The following is a 21,416-nucleotide window of genomic DNA, read 5'->3' as shown; positions in this document are numbered from 1 at the left end:
CACACCTGTCCACGCATCCTCCAGGGACCTGACGATGTCGCACCCAACCTTCCCGTCCGGCCGTCGCAGCGGAATCTGCGCTGCCGCACTGCTGATCTCCACCTCCCTGTTGCTGGGCGGTTGCGCCGCAGGGCCCAATTCCGAAGCCAAGGCCGCCGAGACCAAGGAGGAGAAGAAGGTCGATGCGGTCCCGGTCGAAGTGGCCGTGGCCAGCCATCGCGCGGTCGCGGCCAGTTACACAGGCACCGCCGCGCTGGAACCACGCGCCGAGTCGCAGGTGGTGGCCAAGACCTCCGGTGTGGCGCTGGCGGTGCTGGTCGAGGAAGGCCAGCGGGTCACCGCCGGCCAGCCGCTGGTGCGCCTGGACCCGGACCGCGCACGCTTGGCCGTAGCCCAGAGCGAAGCGCAGATGCGCAAGCTGGAAAACAACTACCAGCGTGCACAGAAACTGGTTGGTCAGCAGATGGTCAGTGCTGCCGATGTCGACCAGCTGCGCTTTGATCTGGAAAACGTCCGTGCGCAGTACCGTCTGGCGACGCTGGAGCTGTCCTACACCACCGTGGTGGCGCCGATTTCCGGTGTGATCGCATCGCGCTCGATCAAGACCGGCAACTTCGTGCAGATCAACACGCCGATCTTCCGCATCGTCGACAACTCGCGCCTGGAAGCCACCCTCAACGTGCCCGAACGCGAGCTGGCCACGCTGCGTGCCGGCCAGCCGGTGACGTTGGCCGCCGATGCGCTGCCGGGCCAGAGCTTCACCGGCACCGTCGATCGCATCGCGCCCGTGGTGGATTCGGGCAGCGGCACGTTTCGCGTGGTCAGCGCCTTCGATGGCGCCGCGCACGCGCTGCAGCCCGGCATGTTCGGGCGCATCCGCATCGATTACGACCAGCGTGCCGATGCGCTCGTGGTGCCGCGCCTGGCGCTGCTCGACGACGGTGAGCCGGCGGTGTTCCGGGTGCGCGAAGGCAAGGTCGCACGCGTTCCGGTCAAGCTGGGTTACGCCGAGGGCCCGTGGGTGGAGATCCGTGATGGCCTGGCGGCCGGTGATCAGGTGGTCACCGCCGGCAAGGTCGCGCTGCGCGACGGTACCGCGGTGCAGGTGATCGCCGATCCGAAGGCAAGGGTGAAGACGGTCGCAGCGGCCGCCAAGCCGGCAGACAAGGCCGGGAGCAAGCAATGACCGCCCCGGGCCACGACCACGGTGCCTCGCCGGCGAGCGATGGCGCCGCCGCCGGCATGCGCGGCGGCCTGGTGGAATTCGCCACCCGCCGCCGCGTGACCATCGCCATGTGCACGGTCACCCTGCTGCTGTTCGGCCTGATCGCGCTGGGCAACCTCAAGGTCAACCTGTTGCCTGACCTGAGCTACCCGACGCTGACCGTGCGCACCGAGTACACCGGTTCGGCGCCGACCGAAATCGAAACCCTGATCACCCAGCCGGTCGAAGAGGCGGTCGGCGTGGTCAAGAACCTGCGCAAGCTGAAGTCGGTCTCGCGAACCGGCCAGAGCGACGTGGTGCTGGAGTTCGCCTGGGGCACCAACATGGACCAGGCCAGCCTGGAGGTGCGTGACAAGATGGAAGCGCTGAACCTGCCACTGGAGGCCAAGGCCCCGGTGCTGCTGCGCTTCAATCCGTCCACCGAGCCGATCATGCGCCTGGTGCTGTCAAACAAGGTGGCGCCGACCAGCGATGCCGATGCGGTCCGCGAGCTGACCGGCCTACGCCGCTATGCCGATGAAGACCTGAAGAAGAAGCTGGAGCCGGTTGCCGGCGTGGCAGCGGTCAAGGTCGGCGGCGGCCTGGAAGACGAGATCCAGGTCGACATCGACCAGCAGAAGCTGGCCCAGCTGAACCTGCCGATCGACACCGTCATCAAGCGCCTGAAGGACGAGAACATCAACATCTCCGGCGGTCGCCTGGAGGAGGGGTCGCAGCGCTTCCTGGTGCGCACCGTCAACCAGTTCGCCGACCTGGAGGAGATCCGCAACCTGCTGGTCACCACCCAGGGTTCGAATGGAAGTGCAGCCGACTCGGCATTGCAGCAGATGTTCAACATCGCCGCGTCGACCGGTTCGGCCGCGGCCATCGCAGCGGCCTCGGCGGCGCAGAGCGCATCGTCCGGTGCTGGCTCCAGCGTGGTCGCCAATGGCGTGCCGGTGCGCCTGAAGGACGTGGCCACCGTGCGCCAGGGTTACAAGGAACGCGAAGCGGTGATCCGCCTGGGCGGCAAGGAATCGGTTGAACTGGCCATCTACAAGGAAGGCGATGCCAACACCGTCTCCACCGCCGAAGCGCTGCGCAAGCGCCTGGAGCAGATCAAGGGCACGTTCCCGTCCGACGTCGAGATGACCACCACCGAGGACCAGTCGCGCTTCATCGAGCACGCCATCGCCGACGTCAAGAAGGATGCGGTGATCGGTGGCCTGCTGGCGATCCTGATCATCTTCCTGTTCCTGCGTGACGGCTGGAGCACGTTCGTGATCAGCCTGTCCTTGCCGGTCTCGATCATCGCCACGTTTTTCTTCATGGGCCAGCTCGGCCTCAGCTTGAACGTGATGTCGCTGGGCGGCCTGGCATTGGCCACCGGCCTGGTGGTGGACGACTCGATCGTGGTGCTGGAGAGCATTGCCAAGGCCCGCGAGCGTGGCCTGGGCGTCCTGCAGGCAGCGATCGTCGGTACCCGCGAAGTGAGCATGGCGGTGGTTGCCTCGACCCTGACCACCATCGCCGTGTTCCTGCCGCTGGTGTTCGTCGATGGCATCGCCGGCCAGCTCTTCCGCGACCAGGCATTGACCGTGGCGATCGCCATCGCGATCTCGCTGCTGGTATCGATGACGCTGATTCCGATGCTGAGCTCGCTGAAGGGCCGGCCGCCGCTGGCATTCCCGGAAGAGGCGCCGAACGAACCGTGGCAGCCGCAGAACCGCTGGCAGAAGCCGGTGGCGCTGGGCCGTCGTGGTGCCGTCGCAACCGCGCGCTGGAGCTTCTATGCGCTGGCCTGGCTGGTCGTACGTGCGTGGCGGGGCGTCGTGGCCGTGGTCGGCCCGGTGATGCGCAAGGCCAGCGACCTGGCAATGAAGCCCTACGCCGGTGCCGAGCGCGGCTATCTGCGCCTGTTGCCGAGCGCGCTGGCCCATCCGGGCAAGGTGCTCGGCGTGGCCACGATCATCTTCGTGGCGACCATGGCGCTGGTGCCGATGCTCGGTGCCGACCTGATCCCGCAGCTGGCGCAGGACCGTTTCGAGATGACGGTGAAGCTGCCGGCCGGCACACCGCTCAAGCAGACCGATGCGCTGGTGCGTGAGCTGCAGCTGGCCCACGGCAACGGCGAGGGCGTGGCCTCGCTGTACGGTGTCAGTGGCAGCGGCACCCGCCTGGATGCCAGCCCGACCGAGAGCGGCGAGAACATCGGCAAGCTGACCGTAGTGATGGAAGGCGGTGGCAATGCACGCACTGAAGCCGAGATCACCGAGCGCCTGCGCGACAGCATGGGCCAGCATCCGGGGGCACAGGTCGACTTCGCGCGGCCGGCGTTGTTCAGCTTCTCCACGCCGCTGGAAATCGAGCTGCGCGGGCAGGACATGGCGACGTTGGAAGTGGCTGGCCAGCGCCTGGCGGCGATGCTGCGTGGCAATGCGCACTACGCCGACGTGAAGTCCACGGTGGAAGAGGGCTTCCCGGAAATCCAGATCCGCTTCGACCAGGAACGTGCCGGTGCGCTGGGCCTGACCACCCGCCAGATCGCCGACGTGGTGGTGAAGAAGGTGCGCGGCGACGTGGCCACCCGCTACAGCTTCCGCGACCGCAAGATCGACGTGCTGGTGCGTGCCCAGGAAGGCGACCGCGCCAGCGTGGAGAGCATCCGCCGGTTGATCGTCAATCCGGGCAGCACCCGGCCGGTCACGCTGGATGCGGTGGCCGACGTGGTTGCCACCACTGGCCCCAGCGAGATCCATCGCGCCGACCAGACCCGCGTTGCGGTGGTCTCGGCCAACCTGCGCGACATCGACCTCGGCGCTGCCATGCGTGAAGTGCAGCAGATGGTGGCCGAACAGCCGCTGGGCGCGGGTGTCGGCCTGCACATCGGTGGCCAGGGCGAGGAACTGGCGCAGGCGGCGAAGTCGCTGATCTTCGCCTTCGGCCTGGCGATCTTCCTGGTCTACCTGGTGATGGCCTCGCAGTTCGAATCGCTGCTGCATCCGTTCGTGATCCTGTTCACCATCCCGCTGGCGCTGGTCGGCGCGATCCTGGCACTGATGCTGACCGGCAAGCCCATCTCGGTGGTGGTGTTCATCGGCCTGATCCTGCTGGTCGGCCTGGTCACCAAGAACGCGATCATCCTGATCGACAAGGTCAACCAGCTGCGCGAGGCCGGCGTGGCCAAGCACGAGGCCCTGGTGGAAGGTGCACGTTCGCGCCTGCGGCCGATCATCATGACCACGCTGTGCACGCTGTTCGGCTTCCTGCCGCTGGCGGTGGCGATGGGCGAGGGCGCCGAAGTACGCGCGCCGATGGCGATCACCGTGATCGGTGGCCTGCTGGTGTCGACCCTGCTGACCCTGCTGGTGATCCCGGTGGTCTACGACCTGATGGACCGCCGTGGTGACGCCTACTACCGCGAGCGTGGCCGCAAGCACGCCGGCGAGATCGAGCCGGGCGCAGCAGGCAGCGCGGCGGGTGCGGAGGAGCCGGCATGAGTGTTGCCGAGTTCTCCATCCGCCGGCCGGTCACCACCATCATGTGCTTCGTGTCACTGGTGGTGATCGGCCTGATCGCCTCGTTCCGGTTGCCGCTGGAAGCGTTGCCGGACATTTCCGCGCCCTTCCTGTTCGTGCAGATTCCGTACACCGGTTCAACCCCGGAGGAAGTGGAGCGGACCATCATCCGCCCGGTGGAGGAATCGCTGGCGACGATGACCGGCATCAAGCGCATGCGCTCGTCGGCCACCTCCGAGGCGGCGCTGATCTTCATCGAGTTCAGCGACTGGGACCGCGACATCGCCATCGCCGCCTCCGATGCACGCGAACGCATCGACGCGATCCGCAGCGATCTGCCCGACGACCTGCAGCGCTACAACGTGTTCAAGTGGTCCAGCAGCGACCAGCCGGTGCTGAAGGTGCGCCTGGCCAGCACCACCGACCTGACCACCGCTTACGACATGCTCGACCGCGAGTTCAAGCGGCGCATCGAGCGTATCCCAGGCGTGGCCCGCGTCGACATTACCGGCGCGCCGCCGAACGAGGTGGAGATCGCCATTGATCCGAACCGGCTCAACGCGCATGGGCTGAGCATCAACGAGCTTAGTGACCGCCTGCGCACGCTGAACTTCTCGATCTCGGCCGGGCAGATCGACGACAACGGCCAGCGCGTGCGCGTGCAGCCGGTGGGCGAGATCACCGACCTGCAGGAAATGCGCGACCTGGTGATCAACGCCAAGGGCCTGCGCCTGGGCGACATCGCCGACGTGCGCCTGAAGCCGGCGCGGATGAACTACGGGCGCCGCCTGGACGGCAACCCGGCGGTCGGGCTGGATATCTTCAAGGAGCGCAGTGCCAACCTGGTGGAGGTGTCGCGCGCGGCGCTGGCCGAGGTTGAAGCGATCCGTGCCGAAGCGTCGATGCGCGACGTGCAGATCAAGGTGATCGACAACCAGGGCAAGGCGGTGACCTCCTCGCTGCTGGAACTGGCCGAGGCCGGTGCGGTCGGCCTGATCCTGTCGATCACGGTGCTGTTCTTCTTCCTGCGCCATTGGCCGTCCACGCTGATGGTGACCCTGGCCATTCCGATCTGCTTCACCATCACCCTGGGTTTCATGTACTTCGTCGGGGTGACGCTGAACATCCTGACCATGATGGGCCTGCTGTTGGCGGTGGGCATGCTGGTCGACAACGCCGTGGTGGTGGTGGAGAGCATCTACCAGGAGCGCGAGCGCATGCCGGGACAGCCGCGCCTGGCCTCGATCATCGGCACCCGCAACGTGGCCATCGCGCTCAGCGCTGGCACCTTGTGCCACTGCATCGTGTTCGTGCCGAACCTGTTTGGCGAGACCAACAACATCAGCATCTTCATGGCGCAGATCGCGATCACCATCTCGGTCTCGCTGCTGGCCTCGTGGCTGGTCGCGGTCAGCCTGATCCCGATGCTGTCCGCGCGCATGGCCACGCCCAAGCTGGTGCACTCGCAGACCGGCCTGATCGCGCGGCTGCAACGCCGCTACGCCAGGCTGCTGGACTGGTCGCTGCACCATCGCGGCTGGAGCCTGCTCGGCATCGTGCTGGTGGTGCTGGTCAGCCTGGTGCCGATGAAGCTGACCAAGGTCGACATGTTCGGTGGGGATGGCGGCAAGGACATCTTCATCGGCTACATGTGGAAGGGCGCCTACACCTATCGGCAGATGTCCGAGGAAGTGGCGCGCGTGGAGAACTGGATCGACGCCAACCGCGAGCGCCTGCACGTCAAGCAGGTGTACTCCTGGTACAGCGAGCAGGAAGGCAGCTCGACCGTGGTCACCCTGGACGAGAAGTACGCCAAGGACATCAAGGCGCTGCAGGAAGAGCTGCGCAAGGGCCTGCCGAAGTCGGCCCGCACCGACTACTTCGTTGGCAACCAGGGCGGTGATGGCGGCGGTGGCGGCAACCAGGGCGTGCAGGTGCAGCTGGTGGGCGACTCCAGTTCGATGCTGCAGGAGATCGGCCAGGAAGTGGTGCCGCTGCTGGCCCAGCGTGCCGAGCTGCGCGACGTGCGCATCGACAATGGCGAGAAGGGCGGCGAGCTGAAGGTGCGCGTCGACCGCGAGCGCGCCGCGGCGTTCGGCTTCAATGCCGAGCAGGTCGCCAGCTTCGTCGGCCTGGCCCTGCGCGGTGCGCCGATGCGCGAGTTCCGCCGCGGCGACAATGAAGTACCGGTATGGGTGCGCTTCGCTGGCGCCGAGCAGAGCAGCCCGGAAGACCTGGCCGGCTTCAGCGTGCGCACCGGCGACGGTCGCAGCGTGCCACTGCTGAGCCTGGTCACCGTTGACGTCGGTTCATCGGCGACCCAGATCGGTCGTACCAACCGCCAGACCACGCTGACCATCAAGGCCAACCTGGCCGAGAAGGTCACCGCGCCCGATGGCCGCAAGGCGATGGAGTCCGTGCTCAAGCCGATGAATTTCCCGGCCGGCTATGGCTTCACCTTCGATGGCGGCGACTACGGCAACGACGACGAAGCGATGCAGCAGATGGTGTTCAACCTGCTGATCGCGCTGGTGATGATCTACGTGGTGATGGCGGCGGTGTTCGAGTCGCTGCTGTTCCCGGCGGCGATCATGAGCGGCGTGCTGTTCTCGATCTTCGGTGTGTTCTGGCTGTTCTGGATCACCGGCACCTCGTTCGGGATCATGTCCTTCATCGGCATCCTGGTGCTGATGGGCGTGGTGGTGAACAACGGCATCGTGATGATCGAGCACATCAACAACCTGCGGCGCGGCGGCATGGGACGCACGCAGGCGCTGGTGGAGGGTTCACGCGAGCGATTGCGCCCGATCATGATGACGATGGGCACGGCGATCCTGGCGATGGTGCCGATCTCGCTGACCAACACGCAGATGTTCGGCAACGGCCCGGAGTACGCGCCGATGGCGCGCGCGATTGCCGGCGGCCTGGCGTTCTCCACGGTGGTCAGCCTGCTGTTCCTGCCGACCATCTATGCGGTGCTGGATGACCTGCGCAATGCCGTGACGCGGTTGATCCGCCGCGCGCGTGGAGTGGAAATGGTAGAGCCGGGCGCTGCCCGGCTGTAATGCACATCAATGTGTTGTGGTGTGGGGGAGGCCGGTCGTAGTGGGGCGGCCTCCCCCTTTTTTTGCCGGGCATGGCGTGCCAACCAAGGTTGGCACCTTCCAGAGCGCAGTCGAGCTTGGCTCGACGCTACACGGAACAATCAACCCGCCACCTTGCCCCACACCTTGAAGGTGGTCAGCCACAGGCCGAGCATGCTGCCGATGTTGGTCAGCATGAACGTCAGCACCACGCGCGTGACCCGATTGCGGTACCAGCCCTTCAGGCTCTGCGCGTCGTCGCGCAGCTTGAGGAAGTCTTCGTACGCCGGCTTGCGCAGGCGCGCTTCCACCAGCGCCGAGAATGCGCCGGTCGGGATGCTCAGGCGGAACGGCTTGAACGGGGCCACCGCGATCGCGGTGAGGATGCTCAGCGGGTGACCGCCTGCCAGCAGGCAGCCCAAGCCCGCCAGGCCGCCGGTATACATCGCCCAGGTCGCCAGCAGTTCGGTCCCCACGCCCAGACCACCGCGGTAGAAGCCCACGCCGATGCCGGTCGCCACGATGGCCAGGATGCCCAGCGTGAACCACGGAATGTTGCGCTTCTTCGGCACCGCCTCCAGCTCGGCGCGCAGCGGTGCCGGTGCCTCGGTGTCGGTTTCCAGGTAACGCGCCAGGCCTGCCAGATGACCCGCACCGACAACCGCCAGCACTTCACGCTGCTGCGGGTTGTGTTCCTCGCGCAGGCGCGTGGCCATGTAGCGGTCGCGCTCGCCGATGATGGTCTCGTACAGTGCCGGGCTCTCGCTGGCAAACTCGCCGAAGCTCGATTCCAGCATGTCGCCCTGCTTGAGCTTCTCGATCTCGTTCTCGCCCACTTCCTCGGACGAGAACAGGCCGGCGCCGAGACCGGCAACCAGCTTCAGCTTGCCGAAGAAGCCCAGCCGCTGCGAGGCGCGGCGGAAGGTCAGGCCGACCTCGCGGTCGATCAGGTGCACCGGCAGGTCGCGTTCGCGCGCCAGTTCCACCGCGCGCTTCAGTTCCGCGCCCGGCTCGATGTCGAGCTGTTCGGCCAGGCGGCGCTGGTAGGCGGACAGGGCCAGGTTGGCAGCGAACAGGGCGACGCGGCCCTTGCGGATCACCTCGACCAGGTCGAGCTTGGCCAGCGTGTCCGGGTCGCTCAGCGCCTGCAGGCGCTGCGGGTCCAGTTCAACGGCCACCGCGTCGAAGCGACCGCTGTCGATGGCTTTCTCCACCGCCTCGACGCTGGCGCGTGAGACATGGGCGGTGCCCAGCAGGGTGTAGCGCACGCCGTCGCGTTCAACAACGCGTACCGGCTGGCCGGCGAACAGGTCGTCGCCGGTCTCGGGAAGGGTTTCGGTCATGGGTTCATTCATTGGAAGGTGCAGTGTCGGCGCCATCGCCGAGCGCGCGCTGCATCTGCACGGTATCCAGCCAGCGGCCATGCTTGCGGCCGAGGCCACGGAACACGCCGACCAGCTCGAAGCCGAAGCGTTCGTGCAGCTTGATTGAAGCGGTATTGGTCGGTTCGCCGATCACCGCCACCATCTGCCGGTAGCCACGCGCCACGCAGGCGTCGATCAACGCCTGCAGCAGGCCGGTGCCAACGCCCTTGCCCTGGAACGCGGCATCGACGTAGACAGAGTTTTCCACGGTCCACTGGTAGGCAACGCGGGTGCGGTAGGTGTTGGCGTAGGCATAGCCGGCCACCTGGCCGTCAATCTCGGCGACCAGGTAGGGGAAGCCGCGGTCGATGATGTCGCGCATGCGGCGCAGCATCTCGGAAGCGTCCGGGATGTCGTACTCGTAAGTGTTGACGAAGTCGGTCACTTCCACCGCGTAGATCGCGGTGATCGCGGCGATGTCGGCCGGGCCGGCATCACGGATGAGGACGGCCATGCGCGGGCTCCGGCTCAGTCGATGTAGCGCTTGAGCAGGTCGCCGTAGGCATCGATGCGGCGGTCGCGCAGGAACGGCCAGATGCGGCGCACATGCTCGCTGCGCTGCAGGTCGACATCGCACAGCAGAACCGTGGCATCGGTGCCGGCTTCGGCCAGGAATTCGCCCTGCGGGCCCAGCACGTGGCTGTTGCCCCAGAACTGGATGCCGGAGGCGCCCAGCGGCGAGGCCTCGTGGCCGACGCGGTTGCAGCTCAGCACCGGCAGGCCGTTGGCCACGGCGTGGCCGCGGTGGCTCAGCACCCAGGCGTCGCGCTGGCGGGTCTTCTCGTCCTGCACGTCGTCCGGGTCCCAGCCGATCGCGGTCGGGTAGAGCAGCAGTTCGGCACCGGCCAGCGCCATCAGGCGCGCCGCTTCCGGGTACCACTGGTCCCAGCACACCAGCACGCCAAGGCGACCCACCGAGGTATCGATCGGCTTGAAGCCGATGTCGCCCGGGGTGAAGTAGAACTTCTCGTAGAAGCCCGGATCGTCCGGGATGTGCATCTTGCGGTACTTGCCCAGCAGCGTACCGTCCTTCTCGAACACAACGGCGGTGTTGTGGTACAGGCCGGCGGCGCGGCGTTCGAACAGCGAGCCGACCAGCACCACGCCATGCTTCTTCGCCAGTGCGCCCAGGCGCTCGGTGCTGGGGCCCGGAATCGGCTCGGCCAGGTCGAATTCGTCCACCGATTCGTGCTGGCAGAAGTACGGACCGTTATGCAGTTCCTGCAGCAGCACCAGCTTGGCACCCTGCGTAGCCGCCTCGGCCACGCGTGCTTCGATCACCGCCAGGTTGGCGGCGGCATCACCGTGGTTGCGCTCCTGGATCAGGGCGACGGTAAGGGGGCTGCGCGAGTTCATGCGGGGCGTTCCTGCGGGGGAAAACCAGCATGTTAGCGCGGATGGACGGCGACGGCGTGTCGCGCGCTGAATGGGGGCGATCGGTAGTGCCGGCCGCGGGCCGGCAATCCCGTGGATCCATCAGGCAGTGCGGGGTTGCCGGCCCGCAGCCGGCACTACCGTCATGCCTTCAACAGCCCTTCCGGCAGCTGCATGGTGATGCAGTGCAGGCTGCCGTTCTGCCAGATCAGCGAGCGGCAGGGCACCTGCACGATCTCGCGGCCCGGGTGCGCCTGCGCCAGCACGTCGCGGGCCAGGTCATCGGCCGGATCGCCATAGGCCGGCATCAGCACTGCACCATTGACGATCAGGTAGTTGGCGTACGACGCAGCCAGGCGGCGGCCTTCGTCGATCACCGGCTGTGCCCACGGCAGCGGGAACAGGCGGTACGGCTGCCCATCCTTGGTGCGCAGTGCGGCCAGCTCGTTGCCCATCGCCTGCAGTTCGGCGTAGTGCGAGTCGCTCTCGTCGTCACAGGCCTGGTAGACGATGCTGTCGGCCGAGGCGAAGCGGGCGAGGGTGTCGATGTGCGCGTCGGTGTCGTCGCCTTCCAGGTAGCCGTGGTCCAGCCACAGCACGCGGTCCTGCTGCAGCCAGTCGGCCAGGTCGGCACTCAGGCTGGCGCGGTCGCGGTCCGGATGGCGCTCGTGCAGACACTTCCAGGTGGTCAGCAGGGTGCCTTCGCCATCGGTCTCGATGCCGCCGCCTTCCAGCGCGAACGGGATGCTGCGCACCGGCGCGTCGTTGAACACGCCGGCCTGGTCCAGCACGCCCACCAGCTGGTCATCCAGGGTGGCGTCGAACTTGCCGCCCCAGCCGGTGAAGCGGAAATCCAACAGCTGGAAACCGCCGTCGGCACGGCGCAGGGTGATCGGGCCGGAGTCGCGCAGCCAGGTATCGTCGTAGGCGGCCGTGGTGAAGTGGACCTTGTCCATGTCGATGCGGTTGGAGCGCAGCCGCATTTCGGCATAGGTCTCCACATCGTCGTCGGCCACGCAGATCAGCACCGGCTGGAAGCGGGTGATGGCCGCGACCAGGGCGATGTAGGTCTCTTCCACCTGGCCCAGGCGGTCGGCCCAGTCGGTGTCGGCGGTGGGCCAGGCAATCAGGACGCCGCTCTGGGCTTCCCACTCGGCAGGAAAACGAAGGGTCTGGTTCATGGTCTCGCTACACAGGCCCGCCCACGGCGGGTAAAGGGATCAACGGATCGGTGGTTTCGGGCCGATTTCGTTCGGGTCCGCCTGGTTGGCCACCACGTCGATCACCTTCTGCTTCTCGAAGTAGACGGTGAACTGCGGGTACACCCAGCGGTTGATGGTCGGCCATTGCCGCTTCTGCCCGCCACGCGGCTGCAGCTGTTCGCTCGGCGCGCCGAACTGCGCCTGTACCTGCTGCATGCTCTGGCCGCGCACGGGCAGGGCACCGGCCGGCTTCTCGCGGGCGCGGTCGACAAGCAGGGTATCGGCCAGCGCCGGCGTGGCGGCGGCCAGGGTGGCCATCACGGCCAGGGCGGACAGGTAACGCTTCATCTCGATCTACTCCCCAGTGGTCAAGAAAGGCGATTACAGCAAAATCAGCAGGAAAAAGCCGCATAAACAAAAAACCGCCCGAAGGCGGTTTCTTGCATCGGGTCGGCCCCGCGCAGGGCCAGCCGCAGCCGTGAAGGCTGTTGGGCTTAGCGCTGACGCGCCTTGAAACGCGGGTTCGACTTGCAGATGACGAAGATCTTGCCGCGACGACGGACGACCTTGCAGTCGCGGTGACGGGCCTTCGCCGACTTCAGGGAGGACAGGACTTTCATGGCATACCTCGGCGTAAACAGTAGTTGTTCGGGTGGAGCGCGGCCGCGATATGCGAAAGACAATCGGCAGTTGACGCTCGTTCAAGCCCGCCATTCTACCGGGCTTTTCCTCGTGGTTTCAAGTGGTTGCACAAAAGATCCCGCTGGGGGTGTCTGGCAGGGGCTAGAATGGCCCCTTCACACGCTCTGGGAACCCCATGAATCCACTCGCTCCCGTCCTGACCATCGACGGCCCTTCCGGGGCCGGCAAGGGTACCATCAGCCGCATCATCGCGCGCCGGATGGGCTGGCATTACCTGGATTCGGGGGCGCTATACCGCGCGGTGGGCGTGGCCGCGAGCTGGGCCGACATCGACACCTCCGACGCCTCGGCGCTGGTGCGCTGCACCTTCGACACCCATGTTCAGTTTGTTGAACAGGGCGAGTCGATGCGGGTCATGGTCAACGGCACCGATGCCACCGACGAGCTGCGCCTGGAGACCACTGGCGCTCTGGCTTCTGCCATCGCCGCCATTCCCGAGGTGCGCGCCGCGCTGAAGGAGCGCCAGCGCGCATTCAGGGAGCTGCCCGGCCTGGTCGCCGATGGCCGCGACATGGGGACGGTGATCTTCAAGGACGCCCCCTACAAGGTCTTCCTGACCGCCAGTGCCGAGGAGCGCGCCGAGCGCCGGCATAAGCAGTTGAAAGACAAGGGGGTTTCTGTTAACTTTGATGACCTCCTGCGCGAGATCATGGCCCGCGACGCCCGTGATGCCCAGCGTACCGTGGCGCCCCTGAAGCCGGCAGACGATGCTGTCCTCATCGACACCACAGGCATCGGCATCGATGATGTCGTTGCCCGAGTGATGGATCTGCTTCCGGTTCCGGCTGCCTGATCCGTTCGAGCGGGAGCACTGCCAGCTGCATCGGTGGTGGTCGCGCAAAGCAGTGCTGTACCAGCTCCGTCGCGCAATGATGCGTGGCGGTTTTCCTACTACACACGACCTGCGTTTCCGGGGTCGACCAACAGGCGGGCGGTCGCCATTCCCCTGAAGGGGACGCCACCGACCCATGTGTCCAACAGAGTAAATCTAATGACCGAATCATTTGCCGAACTGTTTGAAGCCAGCCAGGCCAATCTGGCCAAGCTGAAGCCGGGCGCCATCGTCAGCGGTACCGTTGTTGAAGTCCGCGGCGACGTCGTGGTGATCAACGCTGGCCTGAAGTCCGAAGGCATCGTGCCGATCGAACAGTTCCGTAACGACGCTGGCGAAATCGACGTCGCCGAAGGCGACATCGTCAAGGTCGCCCTCGACTCGATCGAGAACGGCTTCGGCGAAACCGTCCTGTCGCGCGAGAAGGCCAAGCGCGCGATGGTGTGGGACGAGCTGGAAGAAGCGTTGGAAAAGAACGAAACCATCACCGGCCGCATCAGCGGCAAGGTCAAGGGTGGTTTCACCGTGGACATCAAGGATGTCCGCGCCTTCCTGCCGGGTTCCCTGGTCGATGTGCGCCCGGTGCGCGATCCGGCCTACCTGGAAGGCAAGGAACTCGAGTTCAAGCTCATCAAGCTGGACCGCAAGCGTAACAACGTCGTGGTCTCGCGCCGCGCTGTCGTCGAAAGCGAGCACTCGGAAGAGCGCGAGCAGCTGATGGACAAGCTGCAGGAAGGCGCGATCCTGAAGGGTGTCGTCAAGAACCTGACCGATTACGGCGCGTTCGTGGACCTGGGCGGCATCGACGGCCTGCTGCACATCACCGACATGGCGTGGAAGCGCGTGCGTCACCCGTCGGAAGTCGTGAACGTCGGCGACGAGCTGGACGTCCGCGTGCTGAAGTTCGACCGCGAGCGCAACCGCGTTTCGCTGGGCCTGAAGCAGCTGGGCGAGGATCCGTGGGACAACATCGGCCGTCGTTACCCGGCCAACAGCCGCGTCTTCGGCAAGGTCTCCAACGTCACCGATTACGGTGCGTTCGTTGAGATCGAGCCGGGCGTCGAAGGCCTGGTGCACGTCTCCGAGATGGATTGGACCAACAAGAACGTCAACCCGTCCAAGGTTGTGCAGGTTGGTGACGAAGTCGAAGTGATGGTGCTGGACGTCGATGAAGAGCGTCGCCGTATCTCGCTGGGCATGAAGCAGGTTGCCGCCAATCCGTGGGAAACCTTCGCTGCCACCCACAAGAAGGGTGACAAGGTGTCGGGCCAGATCAAGTCGATCACCGACTTCGGCATCTTCATCGGCCTGGACGGCGGCATCGACGGCCTGGTCCACCTGTCCGACATCAGCTGGAACACCACCGGCGAAGACGTCGTTCGCAACTTCAAGAAGGGCGATACCCTGGACGCCGTCGTCCTGGCTGTCGATCCGGAGCGCGAGCGCATCTCCCTGGGCGTGAAGCAGCTGGAGCAGGATCCGTTCGGCCAGTACATGGCTGCCAATCCGAAGGGCTCCAAGGTCGAAGGCGTGGTGAAGGAAGTCGACGCCAAGGGCGCGATCATCGAGCTGGCTGACGGCATCGAGGGTTACGTTTCGGCTCGCGACATCGCCAACGAGCGCGTTGACGACGCCACCCAGCACCTGAAGGTCGGCGACAAGATCGAAGCCAAGTTCGTGGGCATGGACCGCAAGGGCCGCACCCTGCAGCTGTCGATCAAGGCCAAGGACGACGCGGAAATGCGCGAAGTGCTGGAGGAATACCAGTCCTCTTCGGCTTCCAGCGGCACCACCCAGCTGGGCGCGCTGCTGCGTGCACAGCTGAACGGCAACAAGTCCGAGTAATCGGCCTTACGCTGTTTGTTGTTTCCTGGACGGCCCGGGCTTCTGCCCGGGCCGTTTCAGGCTGAGATGCCCCTGATGTGAGCCGGTGATGACCAAATCCGAACTGATCGAAATCCTTGCGCGCCGCCAGGCGCACCTGAAGGCCGATGATGTCGATCTGGCGGTGAAGTCGTTGCTGGAAATGATGGGCGGATCGCTGTCCGCCGGGGATCGCATCGAAATCCGTGGTTTTGGCAGCTTCTCGCTGCACTATCGTCCGCCGCGCCTGGGTCGCAACCCGAAGACCGGCGAATCGGTTGCCCTGCCGGGCAAGCACGTCCCCCATTTCAAGCCGGGCAAGGAACTGCGCGAGCGGGTCAGCAGTGTGCTGCCGCTGGACGCCGATCCGGCCTGAGCCCCGTCGCGCCACCGCGTGCGAATCCAGCCGCGGGTCGGATAAGCTACGGACTCCTGCCACTGGAGCTGTCGCATGAAGGTCTTTCGTCTGCTGGTCCTGCTGGCGGTCCTGATCCTTGGGCTGATCATTGGTGCGGTCAACATGACCGCGATGTCGATCAACCTGCTTTTCACTCAATTGCACACCTCGGTGGGCGTGGCGCTGATCGCTGCACTGCTGGTGGGTGTCGTGGTCGGTGCCGGCCTGGTACTGGTGAGCGTGGTCATTCCGCTCTACAGCCAGCTGCGCCGTGCCAACAAGTCCGTGGCGGCAACGCCGGCCGCGGGTGTTTCCCCCCAATCTTTTGATGGACGCTGATCGAAGATGGATTTCGTCACCGAGTGGCTTTGGTTTTTCCTGTTCGTTCCGCTGGCCGCACTGGCCGGGTGGGTGATCGGCCGGCGCGGTGGCCAGCGCCACGGTGACAACCAGGTCAGCCGCCTGTCCAGCACCTACTTCCGTGGCCTGAACTACCTGCTCAACGAGCAGCCGGACAAGGCCATCGAACTGTTCCTGCACATCGCCGAGCTGGACAAGGAAACCTTCGAGACCCAGGTCGCGCTGGGCCACCTGTTCCGCCGCCGCGGTGAAGTCGACCGCGCCATCCGCCTGCACCAGGGGCTGGTCAACCGCCACGACCTGAGCGACGCGCAGCGCGTGCAGGCCCTGCTGGCGCTGGGCGAGGACTATATGAAGTCCGGCCTGCTGGACCGTGCAGAGACCGTGTTCACCGAACTGGCGCAGCTGGACCAGCGCGCCCCGCAGGCGCTCAAGCACCTGATCGGCATCTACCAGGCTGAGCGTGACTGGGAAAAGGCGATCGACAACGCCACCCGCTTCGAAGACGTCACCGGCGAGCCGATGGGCAAGCTGATCGGGCAGTTCGAGTGCGAACTGGCCGAACGTTTCCGCGGCGCCGGCAAGCTGGAAGAGGCGAGGGCAGCGATTGCCCGGGCCTACCAGGCCGATGCGATGTCGGTGCGTGCCGGCATCATTGAGGGTCGCCTGGAAACCGATGCCGGCAATCCGGAAGCGGCCGTGCGCGCCTTCGAGCGCGCCGCGCGCAACGATCCGGAGTACCTGCCGGAGCTGCTGCCGGCGCTGATGCAGAACTATCGCAAGGTGGGCGATCTGGCAGGCGCACGTGCGTTCCTGTCGGAAATGACCGAGCACTACCGTGGCATCGCCCCGGTGCTGGCCCTGACCCGGCTGATGGAAGAGCAGGAGGGCGTGGCTCCGGCCCGAGCCTACCTTGGCCGCCAGCTCAAGGATCGTCCGTCGGTGCGTGGCGAATCGGCGCTGATCGACCTGACCCTGGCCGAGGGCGCCGATTCCACAGCGACCCTGCATGACCTCAAGCACATCACCGACCAGCTGCTGGTGCGCAATCCCGCTTATCGCTGCACCCGTTGCGGGTTCGGTGCACGTACCCACCATTGGCAGTGCCCGAGCTGCAAGGAATGGGGCACGGTCAAGCCACTGCTGAACTACGCGGTGCTCTGATCCATGCCGTGGCTCGTGATGGGCGCGCTGCTGGGGCTGGCCCTGCTGAGTGCGGGGTTGACCTGGGCGGCACGGGGTTATGCCCTGCGCCAGCAACTGCTGGACCAGCCCGGCGAGCGTCGCAGCCATAGCGTGGCAACGCCGCGCGGTGGTGGCATCGCCATCGTCATCAGCCTGCTGGTCACCGCCGGTGCAGCGATGTGGGTCTGGCCTGAATCGACACCGAGCCTGCTGGTGGCCAGCCTGGGCCTGGTGCTGGTGGCGGGCATCGGCTGGTGGGACGACCACCGGCCGTTGCCGGCCATGCGCCGCCTGCTGGTGCACTTCATTGCCGCCGCGCTGCTGGCCGCCCTGGTCAAGGTGCATGGTGGAAGCTGGTTGCTGGCCGGGCTGGTGCTGGTATTCACCGCCTCGTTGATCAACATCTGGAACTTCATGGATGGCATCAACGGTATTGCCGCCAGCCAGGCCATTGTTGTTGCGCTGGGCCTGGCGCCGGTGCTGCCCTGGCCGTATTCGCTGGCCGCGGTGGCGCTGGGCCTGGCCTGCCTGGGCTTCCTGCCGTTCAATTTCCCGCGGGCCCGGATCTTCATGGGTGATGTCGGAAGTGGCGCGCTGGGCTATGCAGTCGCCGTCGTCCTGGCAATCGCTGCGGTGCGTACCGATATCAACTGGATCCTGCTGCTGGTGCCGGCTTCGGCGTTCCTCGTGGACGCGGGCTTCACACTGGCGGCGCGCATCATCTCCGGACAACGCTGGATGGAACCCCATACCCAGCACGTCTACCAGCGGGCGGTGCAGGCAGGAGCCAGCCACGCCCAGGTGACAGGGATGTACTTTGCTTTGGGCCTGTTCAGTATTACAGTGCTTAATGTCTGCTCCAATTTGCAGCCGAGGTGGGAGGCTGTCCTGGCGGTCGCGTGGTTTCTCGCGCTGAGCGTCCTCTGGATCCTCCTGCGCAATGGATTGCGTCACCGACAAGGAAATACCTGACTTATGGCTTCACCCTGGCGGGACAGAATCCTCGGCCTGATGCCGCGTTCGGCCATCGTCTGCCACGACCTGTTCATGGTCTGGGCATGCTGGCAGCTGCTCCACGCCGGGCGGTACTCGATCCTCCCCAACGCGCCTTCGCTTCCGCTCTGGAATGTCGACACCACCCTGGTGCTGCTGCTGCAGGGCCTGGTGTTCTGGCGCGTGGGCCTGTATCGCGGGCTGTGGCGTTTCGCCAGCGTCAGCGACCTGCTGAACATCTTCAAGGCCAGCTTCATCGGCCTGGTCGGCATCGTGCTGGTGCTGATGTGGAAGCGTTTCGACGGCGTGCCGATGTCGGTGCTGGTGATCTATCCGTTCGCGCTGTCGGCGCTGCTGGGCGCCCCGCGCCTGCTGTACCGGGCCTGGAAGGATTACCAGGCACTGCAGTCGGATTCGAGCGCGCGCCGCGTGCTGATCCTCGGTGCGGGGCAAGCCGCCGAGACGCTGGTCCGCGATCTGCGCCGCTCCGGCAACTTCGAACCGGTCGGCCTGCTGGACGACGCACCGCACCTGCGCGGCGCCAAGCTGCAGGGCCTGCCGATCCTGGGCAGCCTCGATGATGCCCCGGCGGTGGTCCGCGAGACTGCGGCCAAGTTGCTGGTGATCGCCATGCCCTCGCTGGATGCCGCAGGCATGCAGCGGGTGGTCGCCATCTGCGAAAGCACCGGCGTGCCGTTCCGCACCGTGCCCAAGCTGAGCGACATCCTGCAGGGGCAGTCGCTGCCCGGCCAACTGAAGGAAGTGGCGATCGAGGATCTGCTCGGCCGCAAGCCGATCACCCCGGACTGGAACCTGATCCGTGGCTGGTTGGGCGGTCGCACCGTGATGGTGACCGGTGCCGGTGGCTCGATCGGCTCGGAGCTGTGCCGCCAGTGCGCGCGCCACGGTGCCGGCCGCATCATCCTGCTGGAGATCAGCGAACTGCTGCTGCTGACCATCGAGGGTGAGCTGCGTCGCAGCTTCCCCGATATCGAGATCGAAGCGGTGCTGGGCGACTGTGGCGATCCTGCGGTGATCCGCCATGCGCTGTCGCTGCATCCGGTCGACACCGCGTTCCATGCCGCAGCGTACAAGCATGTACCGGTGCTGGAACGGCAGCTGCGCGAAGCTGTGCGCAACAACATCCTGGCGACCGAGAACGTGGCCCGCGCCTGCCTGGAAGCGCGCGTCGAGCATTTCGTGTTCATCTCCACCGACAAGGCGGTCGATCCGGTCAACGCGCTGGGTGCCAGCAAGCGCTATGCCGAGATGATCTGCCAGAGCCTGGACCAGAAGTCCACGCACACCCGTTTCGTTACCGTGCGCTTCGGCAACGTGCTGGCCTCGGCCGGCAGCGTGGTGCCGCTGTTCCGCGAGCAGATCCTGCGCGGTGGTCCGGTCACGGTCACCGATCCGGAAGTCACCCGCTACTTCATGACCATCCCCGAGGCCTGCCAGTTGATCCTGCAGGCCGCGGCCTCGGCCTCGCACGGTGCGATCTACACGCTCGACATGGGCGAGCCGGTGCCGATCCGGCTGCTGGCCGAGCAGATGATCCGTCTGGCGGGCAAGCAGCCGTACAAGGATGTGCAGATCATCTATACCGGCCTGCGTCCGGGCGAGAAGCTGCACGAGACGCTGTTCTATTCGGATGAGGACTACCGCGCAACCGCGCATCCGAAGGTCCTCGAGGCCGGCGTGCGCATGTTCTCGCGCGATCTGGTGCTGGGCAACGTCCCGCGCCTGCGCGAGGCGGTGTGCAGCTACGACACCGAAACCATCAAGGAAGTCCTGTTCGCGACGATGCCCGAGTTCTCGCCAATCGAACAGGATGCTTACATTTCATCCGCTAAAGTCGTGCCCTTTCCCGCACGCGAGGCCAACAGGCACCAATGAGCAAGCGAATTCGCAAAGCAGTTTTCCCCGTAGCGGGTTTGGGGACGCGTTTTTTGCCAGCAACCAAGACCGTGCCGAAGGAGATGCTGCCGATCATTGACCGGCCGCTGATCCAGTACGCAGTGGATGAAGCAATCGAGGCCGGCTGTGACACGCTGGTGTTCATCACCAACCGCTACAAGCACGCGGTCGCCGACTACTTCGACAAGGCCTACGAGCTGGAGCAGAAGCTCGAGCGCGCCGGCAAGCAGGAGCAGCTGGAGCTGATCCGTCACGTGCTGCCCAATGGCGTGCGCGCGATCTTCGTGACCCAGGCCGAGGCGCTGGGCCTGGGCCATGCGGTGCTGTGTGCCAAGGCCGTGATCGGTGACGAGCCGTTCGCGGTACTGCTGCCGGACGACCTGATCTGGAACCGCGGCGACAGCGCGCTGAAGCAGATGGCCGATCTCAACGAAGCCAGTGGCGCCAGCGTCATTGCCGTTGAAGATGTGCCGCACGACAAGACCGCCAGTTACGGCATCGTCGCGACCGAGGCCTTCGATGGCCGCAAGGGCCGTATTTCGCAGATCGTGGAGAAGCCGAAGCCGGAGGACGCGCCGAGCGACCTGGCCGTGGTCGGCCGCTACGTGCTGAGTCCGAAGATCTTCGAGCTGCTGGAGCAGACCGGCAGCGGTGCCGGCGGCGAGATCCAGCTGACCGATGCGATCGCGCAGCTGCTGAAGACCGAAGAGGTGGATGCCTACCGTTTCGAGGGCACTCGTTTCGACTGCGGTACGCACCTGGGGCTGGTGGAAGCGACGATCCGCTTCGCGCTGGACAACCCGAAGCTGGCAGGGCCGGCGCGGGAGAAGCTGACGGCGATGTTGGCGGAATAAGGTTTATCAAGCGCTCCGTTCGCGGCGCCTTGATTGATACGTGGTGGGCGGTACGGGTGGGCCTTTGCAGGACACGCCGTAAACCCATCCATGGGGGCTCGATGGCGCCATCCATGGCGCCAACGGTCCTGCAAAGGCCCACCCGTCCCGCCTGCCAAGTTTCCTGCGGGCGCGGACGGGAAGGGCGGAATCAAGGGCGGGAGCACAAGCAAAAAAAGGCAGCCTATGGCTGCCTTTTTTGATTGTTGGGGTCAGATCCCTTTGCGCAGCAAAGGGCTCTGACCCCAGCTTTTGACCTTGCTTTTGCTAAACCCTCCGCCGCGCGGAATGTTGGGTGGCGCGGGTGGGTGAGGCTGACCGGGACTGTCAGCGGCATGGGCCAGGCGCATGCGCCTGGCGGGTTGGGCAGGGCGCCCAACCCCGGCCTTGCTGCGTGCGCAGGATTGCGCACGCTAGCAAGCCGCTGCCAAGCCCCCATGGGTGAGGGCGCTTTGCTTGCGAAGCACTG

Annotated in this window: 17 protein-coding genes; 11 read left to right on the top strand and 6 right to left on the bottom strand. The window is 65.8% G+C overall.

The window, feature by feature from the left end; translation table 11 throughout:
* Positions 1-34 precede the first annotated feature (34 nt).
* The 3 genes from AC5P9F_RS07270 to AC5P9F_RS07260 are packed head-to-tail and all read left to right on the top strand — an operon-like array spanning position 35 to position 7,787.
* Positions 35-1,186, top strand: coding sequence for an efflux RND transporter periplasmic adaptor subunit (locus AC5P9F_RS07270; RefSeq protein WP_308680493.1), 1,152 nt, complete (start codon positions 35-37; stop codon positions 1,184-1,186).
* Positions 1,183-4,704: an efflux RND transporter permease subunit gene (locus tag AC5P9F_RS07265; RefSeq protein WP_427925916.1), complete on the top strand. Its 3,522-nt coding sequence runs from the start codon at positions 1,183-1,185 to the stop codon at positions 4,702-4,704. Before AC5P9F_RS07270 ends, AC5P9F_RS07265 begins: the two co-directional genes overlap by 4 nt.
* Positions 4,701-7,787 (top strand): efflux RND transporter permease subunit, encoded by a 3,087-nt coding sequence (locus tag AC5P9F_RS07260; RefSeq protein WP_005409277.1) that lies wholly within the window; start codon positions 4,701-4,703, stop codon positions 7,785-7,787. The genes AC5P9F_RS07265 and AC5P9F_RS07260 overlap by 4 nt, the downstream gene beginning before the upstream one ends.
* A 140-nt stretch (positions 7,788-7,927) precedes the next feature.
* Here AC5P9F_RS07260 and AC5P9F_RS07255 read toward each other — a convergent pair whose 3' ends face one another.
* The 6 genes from AC5P9F_RS07255 to ykgO all read right to left on the bottom strand — a co-directional run bounded on the left by AC5P9F_RS07255 (position 7,928) and on the right by ykgO (position 12,425).
* Positions 7,928-9,148 (bottom strand): TraB/GumN family protein, encoded by a 1,221-nt coding sequence (locus tag AC5P9F_RS07255; protein ID WP_005409278.1) that lies wholly within the window; start codon positions 9,146-9,148, stop codon positions 7,928-7,930.
* Positions 9,149-9,152: 4 nt separating this feature from the next.
* Positions 9,153-9,683, bottom strand: coding sequence for a GNAT family N-acetyltransferase (locus AC5P9F_RS07250; RefSeq protein WP_005409279.1), 531 nt, complete (start codon positions 9,681-9,683; stop codon positions 9,153-9,155).
* Between the two features lie 14 nt (positions 9,684-9,697).
* Positions 9,698-10,585: a carbon-nitrogen hydrolase gene (locus tag AC5P9F_RS07245; RefSeq protein ID WP_308680495.1), complete on the bottom strand. Its 888-nt coding sequence runs from the start codon at positions 10,583-10,585 to the stop codon at positions 9,698-9,700.
* Between the two features lie 161 nt (positions 10,586-10,746).
* Positions 10,747-11,784, bottom strand: coding sequence for an agmatine deiminase family protein (locus AC5P9F_RS07240; protein WP_005413039.1), 1,038 nt, complete (start codon positions 11,782-11,784; stop codon positions 10,747-10,749).
* 39 nt (positions 11,785-11,823) lie between these two features.
* On the bottom strand, positions 11,824-12,123 hold the full coding sequence (locus tag AC5P9F_RS07235; protein ID WP_227837998.1) for a hypothetical protein: 300 nt from the start codon (positions 12,121-12,123) through the stop codon (positions 11,824-11,826).
* A gap of 176 nt (positions 12,124-12,299) precedes the next feature.
* Positions 12,300-12,425 (bottom strand): type B 50S ribosomal protein L36, encoded by a 126-nt coding sequence (gene ykgO / locus AC5P9F_RS07230; RefSeq protein ID WP_005409283.1) that lies wholly within the window; start codon positions 12,423-12,425, stop codon positions 12,300-12,302.
* A gap of 197 nt (positions 12,426-12,622) precedes the next feature.
* Here ykgO and cmk point away from each other — a divergent pair, with 197 nt between their 5' ends.
* The 8 genes from cmk (at position 12,623) to galU (ending at position 20,908) form a co-directional block, all read left to right on the top strand.
* A complete protein-coding gene (gene cmk / locus AC5P9F_RS07225) occupies positions 12,623-13,300 on the top strand; it encodes a (d)CMP kinase (protein ID WP_005409284.1) in 678 nt (225 codons plus the stop codon).
* A 198-nt stretch (positions 13,301-13,498) separates the two neighbouring features.
* Positions 13,499-15,184 carry a 30S ribosomal protein S1 gene (rpsA, locus tag AC5P9F_RS07220; RefSeq protein WP_005409285.1) on the top strand — a complete coding sequence of 562 codons (1,686 nt, stop codon included), beginning with the start codon at positions 13,499-13,501 and terminating at the stop codon, positions 15,182-15,184.
* A gap of 88 nt (positions 15,185-15,272) precedes the next feature.
* Positions 15,273-15,578, top strand: a complete 306-nt coding sequence (locus tag AC5P9F_RS07215) for an integration host factor subunit beta (RefSeq protein WP_005409286.1) — start codon at positions 15,273-15,275, stop codon at positions 15,576-15,578.
* A 75-nt stretch (positions 15,579-15,653) separates the two neighbouring features.
* Positions 15,654-15,938, top strand: coding sequence for a lipopolysaccharide assembly protein LapA domain-containing protein (locus AC5P9F_RS07210; protein ID WP_005409287.1), 285 nt, complete (start codon positions 15,654-15,656; stop codon positions 15,936-15,938).
* A gap of 6 nt (positions 15,939-15,944) precedes the next feature.
* Entirely contained in the window at positions 15,945-17,123 is a 1,179-nt protein-coding gene (gene lapB / locus AC5P9F_RS07205) for a lipopolysaccharide assembly protein LapB (RefSeq protein WP_005409288.1), read from the top strand.
* A gap of 3 nt (positions 17,124-17,126) precedes the next feature.
* Positions 17,127-18,116, top strand: a complete 990-nt coding sequence (locus AC5P9F_RS07200; protein ID WP_049397758.1) for an MraY family glycosyltransferase — start codon at positions 17,127-17,129, stop codon at positions 18,114-18,116.
* A 3-nt stretch (positions 18,117-18,119) separates the two neighbouring features.
* Positions 18,120-20,033, top strand: a complete 1,914-nt coding sequence (locus AC5P9F_RS07195; protein WP_005413043.1) for a polysaccharide biosynthesis protein — start codon at positions 18,120-18,122, stop codon at positions 20,031-20,033.
* Positions 20,030-20,908 (top strand): UTP--glucose-1-phosphate uridylyltransferase GalU, encoded by an 879-nt coding sequence (gene galU / locus AC5P9F_RS07190; protein WP_005409291.1) that lies wholly within the window; start codon positions 20,030-20,032, stop codon positions 20,906-20,908. Before AC5P9F_RS07195 ends, galU begins: the two co-directional genes overlap by 4 nt.
* The last annotated feature ends 508 nt before the right edge of the window (positions 20,909-21,416 follow it).

The sequence above is a fragment of the Stenotrophomonas sp. YJH_SMC_4 genome (assembly GCF_059371575.1).
The sequence above is the reverse complement of the archived record's forward strand: the minus strand, read 5'-3'. Positions and strand labels throughout refer to the sequence as shown.

Coding starts and splice junctions, on each gene's coding strand:
- cmk (WP_005409284.1), top strand. CDS start 12,623: ATGAATCCACTCGCTCCCGTCCTGACCATCGACGGCCCTTCCGGGGCC.
- ykgO (WP_005409283.1), bottom strand. CDS start 12,425: ATGAAAGTCCTGTCCTCCCTGAAGTCGGCGAAGGCCCGTCACCGCGAC.
- AC5P9F_RS07240 (WP_005413039.1), bottom strand. CDS start 11,784: ATGAACCAGACCCTTCGTTTTCCTGCCGAGTGGGAAGCCCAGAGCGGC.
- AC5P9F_RS07260 (WP_005409277.1), top strand. CDS start 4,701: ATGAGTGTTGCCGAGTTCTCCATCCGCCGGCCGGTCACCACCATCATG.
- AC5P9F_RS07215 (WP_005409286.1), top strand. CDS start 15,273: ATGACCAAATCCGAACTGATCGAAATCCTTGCGCGCCGCCAGGCGCAC.
- AC5P9F_RS07235 (WP_227837998.1), bottom strand. CDS start 12,123: ATGGCCACCCTGGCCGCCGCCACGCCGGCGCTGGCCGATACCCTGCTT.
- rpsA (WP_005409285.1), top strand. CDS start 13,499: ATGACCGAATCATTTGCCGAACTGTTTGAAGCCAGCCAGGCCAATCTG.
- AC5P9F_RS07250 (WP_005409279.1), bottom strand. CDS start 9,683: ATGGCCGTCCTCATCCGTGATGCCGGCCCGGCCGACATCGCCGCGATC.
- AC5P9F_RS07245 (WP_308680495.1), bottom strand. CDS start 10,585: ATGAACTCGCGCAGCCCCCTTACCGTCGCCCTGATCCAGGAGCGCAAC.
- AC5P9F_RS07270 (WP_308680493.1), top strand. CDS start 35: ATGTCGCACCCAACCTTCCCGTCCGGCCGTCGCAGCGGAATCTGCGCT.
- AC5P9F_RS07265 (WP_427925916.1), top strand. CDS start 1,183: ATGACCGCCCCGGGCCACGACCACGGTGCCTCGCCGGCGAGCGATGGC.
- AC5P9F_RS07255 (WP_005409278.1), bottom strand. CDS start 9,148: ATGACCGAAACCCTTCCCGAGACCGGCGACGACCTGTTCGCCGGCCAG.
- galU (WP_005409291.1), top strand. CDS start 20,030: ATGAGCAAGCGAATTCGCAAAGCAGTTTTCCCCGTAGCGGGTTTGGGG.
- AC5P9F_RS07200 (WP_049397758.1), top strand. CDS start 17,127: ATGCCGTGGCTCGTGATGGGCGCGCTGCTGGGGCTGGCCCTGCTGAGT.
- lapB (WP_005409288.1), top strand. CDS start 15,945: ATGGATTTCGTCACCGAGTGGCTTTGGTTTTTCCTGTTCGTTCCGCTG.
- AC5P9F_RS07210 (WP_005409287.1), top strand. CDS start 15,654: ATGAAGGTCTTTCGTCTGCTGGTCCTGCTGGCGGTCCTGATCCTTGGG.
- AC5P9F_RS07195 (WP_005413043.1), top strand. CDS start 18,120: ATGGCTTCACCCTGGCGGGACAGAATCCTCGGCCTGATGCCGCGTTCG.